The 5,482-nt window shown below is 59.2% G+C and carries 1 protein-coding gene; it reads right to left on the bottom strand.

From position 1 onward, the window contains the following. Positions 1-5,482, bottom strand: a 5,482-nt coding sequence (locus tag HU766_RS25845; RefSeq protein WP_346656727.1) for an immunoglobulin-like domain-containing protein, incomplete at both ends; no start/stop codon positions are given.

Below are 5,482 nucleotides of genomic sequence, written 5' to 3'. Positions count from 1 at the left end.
GACCAGGTCGCCACCGTTGCCAGTGCCTGGGGTGCCCGAGCCAGGCTCGTCGGTAACAGCAGTGCTGACCGGCGTCTTATCCAGAACCAGGTTCTCGAACTTGCCAACATCAGCGCCATCAACCGAAGCGATCGACTTGATTACTGGGTCGTTGGTGCCGGTGTAAACGTTGTCCGGAGCAGTGACAGTCACGAAGCCCGAGGTGCTGTTGGCCGGCACAGTAATGACCGTGGTGCCGTCGCTCAGGGTGAAGGTCAGCGCCGAATGTTTATCGATCGGCAGACCGTCTTTGTTGGTCAGGGTGACGGTGTAAGTGATCGCACCACCTTCGGTGACCGAAGGAGTAGCGGTCAGCTTGGCCACTACGTCGTCAGTGGTGTCAGTCACTTTGACCGACGCCGCATCGCCCAGCTGCAGGTTCTCGAAGGCACGGCCGTCGACATCGACGGCGGACTTGATACCCAGGCTGATTTCACCGGCGTCCTTATAGACGTCGTCGCCTTGCGCAGCATGGCTGTACGGCGCACTGGTTTCGCCGGCCTTGATGGTCACAACTTCGTTGTTGCTCAGGGTCACGACAAGGTCGTGGTCCAGGGCAGCGTTGATGTGAACGGTGAAGGTCGGTTTAACGTTTTCCGCGACCGAAATCTGGTCGGCAGTAATGGTGACTTTGACCAGATCGCCTTCGCTGCCTGGAGTACCCGGCTCGTCGGTAACAGCAGTGCTGACCGGCGTCTTATCCAGAACCAGGTTCTCGAACTTGCCAACATCAGCGCCATCAACCGAAGCGATCGACTTGATTACTGGGTCGTTGGTGCCGGTGTAAACGTTGTCCGGAGCAGTGACAGTCACGAAGCCCGAGGTGCTGTTGGCCGGCACAGTAATGACCGTGGTGCCGTCGCTCAGGGTGAAGGTCAGCGCCGAATGTTTATCGATCGGCAGACCGTCTTTGTTGGTCAGGGTGACGGTGTAAGTGATCGCACCACCTTCGGTGACCGAAGGAGTAGCGGTCAGCTTGGCCACTACGTCGTCAGTGGTGTCAGTCACTTTGACCGACGCCGCATCGCCCAGCTGCAGGTTCTCGAAGGCACGGCCGTCGACATCGACGGCGGACTTGATACCCAGGCTGATTTCACCGGCGTCCTTATAGACGTCGTCGCCTTGCGCAGCATGGCTGTACGGCGCACTGGTTTCGCCGGCCTTGATGGTCACAACTTCGTTGTTGCTCAGGGTCACGACAAGGTCGTGGTCCAGGGCAGCGTTGATGTGAACGGTGAAGGTCGGTTTAACGTTTTCCGCGACCGAAATCTGGTCGGCAGTAATGGTAACTTTGACCAGATCGCCTTCGCTGCCTGGAGTACCCGGCTCGTCGGTAACAGCAGTGCTGACCGGCGTCTTATCCAGAACCAGGTTCTCGAACTTGCCAACATCGGCGCCATCAACCGAAGCGATCGACTTGATCACTGGGTCGTTGGTACCGGTGTAAACGTTGTCCGGCGCGGTAACGGTGACGAAACCGCTGGTGCTGTTGGCCGGGACGGTGATGACGGTGGTGCCGTCGCTCAGCGTGAAGGTCAGCGCCGAGTGTTTATCGATCGGCAGACCGTCTTTGTTGGTCAGCGTGATGGTGTAAGTGATTGCACCGCCTTCGGTCACCGAAGGGGTAGCGGTCAGTTTGGCAACCACGTCGTCGGTGGTATCGGTGACTTTGACCGACGCCGCATCGCCCAACTGCAGGTTTTCGAAGGCACGACCGTCTACATCGACGGCGGACTTGATGCCCAAGTTGATCTCACCGGCATCTTTGTAAACGTCGTCGCCCTGCGCGTCGTGAGCGTACGGCGCGCTGGTTTCACCGGCCTTGATGGTAACCGTGGCATTGTTGCTCAGGGTCACGACCAGGTCGTGCGCCAGCGCGGTGTTGATGTGAACGGTGAAGGTCGGCTTCACGTTCTCGGCAACCGAGACTTGGTCAGCGGTGATAGTGACCTTGACCAGATCACCTTCGTTGCCCGGAGTACCTGGCTCGTCGGTGACAGCGGTGCTGACTGGGGTCTTGTCCAGGACCAGGTTTTCGAACTTGCCAACATCGGCGCCATCAACCGAAGCGATCGACTTGATTACTGGGTCGTTGGTGCCGGTGTAAACGTTGTCCGGAGCAGTGACAGTCACGAAGCCCGAGGTGCCATTGGCCGGCACGGTGATGACCGTGGTGCCGTCGCTCAGCGTGAAGGTCAGCGCCGAATGTTTATCGATCGGCAGACCGTCTTTGTTGGTCAGCGTGATGGTGTAAGTGATTGCACCGCCTTCGGTGACCGAAGGGGTAGCGGTCAGTTTGGCAACCACGTCGTCGGTGGTATCGGTGACTTTGACCGACGCCGCATCGCCCAACTGCAGGTTTTCGAAGGCACGACCGTCTACATCGACGGCGGACTTGATGCCCAAGTTGATCTCACCGGCATCTTTGTAGACGTCGTCGCCCTGCGCGTCGTGGCTATACGGCGCGCTGGTTTCGCCCGCCTTGATGGTGACGGTGGCGTTGTTGCTCAGGGTCACGACCAGGTCGTGCGCCAGCGCGGTGTTGATGTGGACGGTGAAGGTCGGCTTCACGTTCTCGGCAACCGAGACCTGGTCAGCGGTGATAGTGACCTTGACCAGGTCGCCTTCGTTGCCCGGAGTACCTGGCTCGTCGGTGACAGCGGTGCTGACTGGGGTTTTGTCCAGAACCAGGTTCTCGAACTGACCGACATCGGCGCCATCAACCGAAGCGATCGATTTGATCACTGGGTCGTTCGCACCGACGTAGTTGTTGTCCGGAGCAGTGACAGTGACGGTGCCAACAGTGCTGTTGGCCGGCACGGTAATGACGGTTGTCCCATCGCTCAGCGTGAAGGTCAGCGCCGAGTGTTTATCGATCGGCAGACCGTCTTTGTTGGTCAAGGTGACGGTGTAAGTGATCGCACCACCTTCGGTGACCGAAGGTGTTGCAGTCAGCTTGGCCACTACGTCGTCAGTGGTGTCAGTCACTTTGACCGACGCGGCATCACCCAGTTGCAGGTTCTCGAAGGCACGGCCATCGATGTCGGCTGCCGACTTGATACCCAGGTTGATCTCACCGGCATCTTTGTAAACGTCGTCGCCCTGCGCGTCGTGAGCGTACGGTGCGCTGGTTTCGCCCGCCTTGATGGTGACCTGAGCATTGTTGCTCAGGGTCACGACCAGGTCGTGGGCCAGGGCGGTATTGATGTGGACGGTGAAGGTCGGCTTCACGTTCTCTGCGACCGAAACCTGGTCGGCGGTGATGGTGACCTTGACCAGGTCGCCCTCGTTGCCCGGAGTACCTGGCTCGTCAGTGACCGTAGTGCTGACTGGCGTCTTGTCCAGAACCAGGTTTTCGAACTTCCAAGCATCAGCGCCGCTGACTGCTTGCAGGCTCTGCTCTACCGGCGCGTTGGTCCCAACGTAAACGTTGTCAGGCGCGGTAACGGTGACGAAGCCCGAGGTGCTGTTGGCCGGCACAGTGATGACCGTCTTGCCGTCACTCAGGGTGAAGTACAACGGCGCGTGGTTGTCGATCGGCAGACCGTCTTTGTTGGTCAGGGTGACGGTGTAGGTGATCTCGCCACCTTCGGTCACCGAAGGGGTAGCGGTCAGCTTGGCGATGACATCGTCGGTGGTGTCGGTGACTTTGACCGACGCCGCCTCGCCCAGCTGCAGGTTTTCAAAGGTCCGACCGTCAACATCGACCGCCGATTTGATACCCAGGCCGATTTCACCGGCGTCTTTGTAGACGTCGTCGCCCTGCGCGTCGTGGGTGTAAGGTTCGCTGCTGGTTTCACCGGCCTTGATGGTGACCTGAGCATTGTTGCTCAGGGTCACGACCAGATCGTGCGCCAGGGCGGTGTTGATGTGAACAGTGAAGGTCGGTTTGACGTTTTCCGCAACCGAGACTTGGTCTGCGGTGATAGTGACCTTGACCACATCACCTTCGTTGCCTGGTGTACCCGGCTCGTCGGTGACCGTAGTGCTGACCGGGGTCTTGTCCAGAACCAGGTTTTCGAACTTCCAAGCATCAGCGCCGCTGACTGCTTGCAGGCTCTGCTCTACCGGCGCGTTGGTCCCAACGTAAACGTTGTCAGGCGCGGTAACGGTGACGAAGCCCGAGGTGCTGTTGGCCGGCACAGTGATGACCGTCTTGCCGTCACTCAGGGTGAAGTACAACGGCGCGTGGTTATCGATCGGCAGACCGTCTTTGTTGGTCAGGGTGACGGTGTAGGTGATCTCGCCACCTTCGGTAACCGAAGGGGTAGCGGTCAGCTTGGCGATGACATCGTCGGTGGTGTCGGTGACTTTGACCGACGCCGCGTCGCCCAGTTGCAGGTTCTCGAAGGCGCGACCATCGATGTCTACTGCCGATTTGATACCCAGACTGATTTCGCCGGCGTCCTTATAGACGTCGTCGCCCTGCGCATCGTGGGTGTAAGGCTCGCTCGAAGTCTCACCAGCCTTGATGGTGACCTGAGCGTTGTTGCTCAGGGTCACGACCAAGTCGTGCGCCAACGCGGTGTTGATGTGGACGGTGAAGGTCGGTTTGACGTTCTCGGCAACCGAGACCTGGTCAGCAGTGATGGTGACTTTGACCACGTCGCCTTCGTTGCCTGGGGTGCCCGGCTCGTCGGTCACAGTAGTGCTGACCGGCGTCTTATCCAGAACGAGGTTTTCGAACTTCCAAGCATCAGCGCCGCTGACTGCTTGCAGGCTCTGCTCTACCGGCGCGTTGGTCCCAACGTAAACGTTGTCAGGCGCGGTAACGGTGACGAAGCCCGAGGTGCTGTTGGCCGGCACAGTGATGACCGTCTTGCCGTCACTCAGGGTGAAGTACAACGGCGCGTGGTTGTCGATCGGCAGACCGTCTTTGTTGGTCAGGGTGACGGTGTAGGTGATCTCGCCACCTTCGGTCACCGAAGGGGTAGCAGTCAGTTTGGCAATGACATCGTCGGTGGTGTCGGTGACTTTGACCGACGCCGCGTCGCCCAGCTGCAAGTTCTCGAAGGCACGGCCATCGACATCGACGGCGGACTTGATACCCAGACTGATCTCACCAGCATCTTTGTAGACGTCGTCGCCCTGTGCATCGTGGCTGTACGGCGCGCTGGTTTCACCGGCCTTGATGGTAACGGTGGCGTTGTTGCTCAGGGTCACGACCAGGTCGTGGGCCAGGGCGGTATTGATGTGGACGGTGAAGGTCGGCTTCACGTTCTCTGCGACCGAAACCTGATCGGCCGTGATGGTGACCTTGACCAGATCGCCTTCGTTGCCCGGAGTACCTGGCTCGTCGGTGACAGAGGTGCTGACTGGGGTTTTGTCCAGAACCAAGTTCTCGAACTGACCGACATCAGCGCCATCAACCGAAGCGATCGACTTGATCACTGGGTCGTTGGTACCGGTGTAGACGTTGTCAGGCGCAGTAACGGTGACGAAG

It is taken from the genome of Pseudomonas sp. SWRI77 (assembly GCF_014269105.1).
GTDB classification, from domain to species: Bacteria; Pseudomonadota; Gammaproteobacteria; order Pseudomonadales; family Pseudomonadaceae; genus Aquipseudomonas; species Aquipseudomonas capeferrum.
Note: the sequence above shows the minus strand (reverse complement) of the source record. Positions and strands in the feature narration are given on the sequence as shown.